Genomic DNA, 2,302 nt, shown 5'->3' with positions numbered 1-2,302 from the left:
GAGCCCATCAGAGCGCGGTTGGCGTCGTCGTTTTCCAGGAACGGGATCAGGGCCGCGGCCACCGACACCATCTGCTTGGGCGACACGTCCATCAGATCGACGTTTTCGCGCGGCGCCATCATCACTTCGCCGGCACTGCGGCAAATGACGAATTCGTCGACGAAACCACCGTTCTTGTCGAGCTCGGCGTTGGCCTGCGCGACATGGTGCTTGGCCTCTTCCATCGCCGAGAGATAGACGACGTCATTGGTCAGCTTGCCGTCGACGATCTTGCGGTACGGGCTCTCGATGAAGCCGTACTTGTTGACGCGTGCGAAGGTGGCCAGCGAGTTGATCAGACCGATATTCGGGCCTTCCGGCGTCTCGATCGGGCAGATGCGGCCGTAATGCGTCGGGTGCACGTCGCGCACTTCGAAGCCGGCGCGCTCGCGGGTCAGACCGCCCGGTCCAAGCGCCGAGAGGCGGCGCTTGTGGGTGATCTCCGACAGCGGGTTGGTCTGGTCCATGAACTGCGACAGCTGCGAGGAACCGAAGAACTCGCGCACGGCGGCAGCCGCCGGCTTGGCGTTGATCAGATCCTGCGGCATGACCGTGTCGATCTCGATCGAGGACATACGCTCCTTGATCGCGCGCTCCATGCGCAGCAGGCCGACGCGGTACTGGTTTTCCATCAGCTCGCCGACCGAACGCACGCGGCGGTTGCCGAGATTGTCGATGTCGTCGATCTCGCCCTTGCCGTCGCGCAGTTCGACCAGCGTCCTGACCACGGCCAGGATGTCGTCCTTGCGCAGCACGCGCACGGTGTCCTCGGCCTTCAGCTCGAGGCGCATGTTCATCTTGACGCGGCCGACGGCCGACAGATCGTAGCGCTCGCTATCGAAGAACAGCGAGTTGAACATGGCTTCGGCGGTTTCAAGCGTCGGCGGCTCGCCGGGGCGCATGACACGATAGATGTCGAACAGCGCGTCCTGGCGGCTCTCGTTCTTGTCGACGTTGAGCGTGTTGCGGATATAGGCGCCGACATTGACGTGGTCGATGTCGAGAACCTTGATCTCCTCTTCGCCGGTGCCGAGCAGCACCTTCAGCGTCTTCTCGTCGATCTCGTCACCGGCCTCGAGGAAGATCTCGCCGGTGGCGTAGTTGACGATGTCCTCGGCCAGATAGTTGCCGAGCAGGTCCTCGTCGGTCGCCTTGATCGCCTTCAGACCCTTTTCGCCAAGCGCCCGTGCCTGGCGTGCGGTGATCTTCTTGCCGGCCTCGACGACGACTTCGCCGGTATCGGCATCGACCAGGTCGCCGACAGCCTTGAGGCCGCGGAAACGCTCGACGTTGAACGGAATGCGCCAATGGTCGCCGGCACGCTTGTAGGTGATCTTGTTGTAGAAGGTCGACAGGATCTCTTCGCCGTCCATGCCGAGCGCCATCAGCAGCGACGTCACCGGAATCTTGCGGCGGCGATCGATGCGGGCGTGCACGACGTCCTTGGAATCGAACTCGATGTCGAGCCACGAACCGCGATACGGGATGACGCGCGCGGCAAACAGAAGCTTGCCCGACGAGTGCGACTTGCCCTTGTCATGGTCGAAGAAGACGCCCGGCGAACGGTGCATCTGCGAAACGATGACGCGCTCGGTGCCGTTGACGATAAAGGTGCCGTTCAAGGTCATGAGCGGCATGTCGCCCATGTAGACGTCCTGCTCCTTGATGTCCTTGATGGACTTGGCGCCGGTGTCCTCGTCGATATCGAACACGATGAGGCGCAGCGTCACCTTGAGCGGCGCGGCATAGGTGAGGTCGCGCTGACGGCATTCGTCAACGTCGAATTTCGGTCCTTCGAACTCGTACTTCACGAACTCCAGCATGGAGGAGCCGGAAAAATCGGAGATCGGGAAGACCGACTTGAAAACGGCCTGCAGCCCCTCGTCCGGACGCCCACCCTTGGGCTCCGCCACCATCAGGAACTGGTCATAGGATGCCTTCTGAACCTCGATCAGGTTCGGCATCTCCGCAACTTCCGGAATCTTTCCGAAGAACTTGCGTACGCGTCTGCGGCCATTGAAAGTCTGGGTCTGGGCCATCGTCGCTCCTTAGCTCTAAACTCGGGACGAGCCTCGCCGCGGCTCGCCTTCCATACTGGGCCACCTTGGCGGCACCCCTCTGTCTGTTTTCCCGGCGCCTGTCGGCGGCCGGCTAGAACGGGAGAAAACCCGTTTCCTGAAGGCCGGTTTTCGGCCCTCAGGAAAGAGGTTCTCGCAGATCTCGCGTTACGCGCTCTCCCTTCGGGCGAAGGGAGTGGCGGACG

1 protein-coding gene is annotated in these 2,302 nt (G+C 62.2%); it reads right to left on the bottom strand.

What is annotated here, in order from left to right:
* The coding region (gene rpoB / locus EOA22_RS31055) for a DNA-directed RNA polymerase subunit beta (RefSeq protein ID WP_127390487.1) at positions 1-2,078 on the bottom strand (2,078 nt) is incomplete at its 3' end.
* Positions 2,079-2,302: the final 224 nt, after the last annotated feature.

This window comes from Mesorhizobium sp. M7A.F.Ca.US.014.04.1.1, from assembly GCF_003998745.1.
Classification (GTDB): domain Bacteria; phylum Pseudomonadota; class Alphaproteobacteria; order Rhizobiales; family Rhizobiaceae; genus Mesorhizobium; species Mesorhizobium ciceri.
This window is presented reverse-complemented; position numbering and strand designations above follow the sequence as displayed.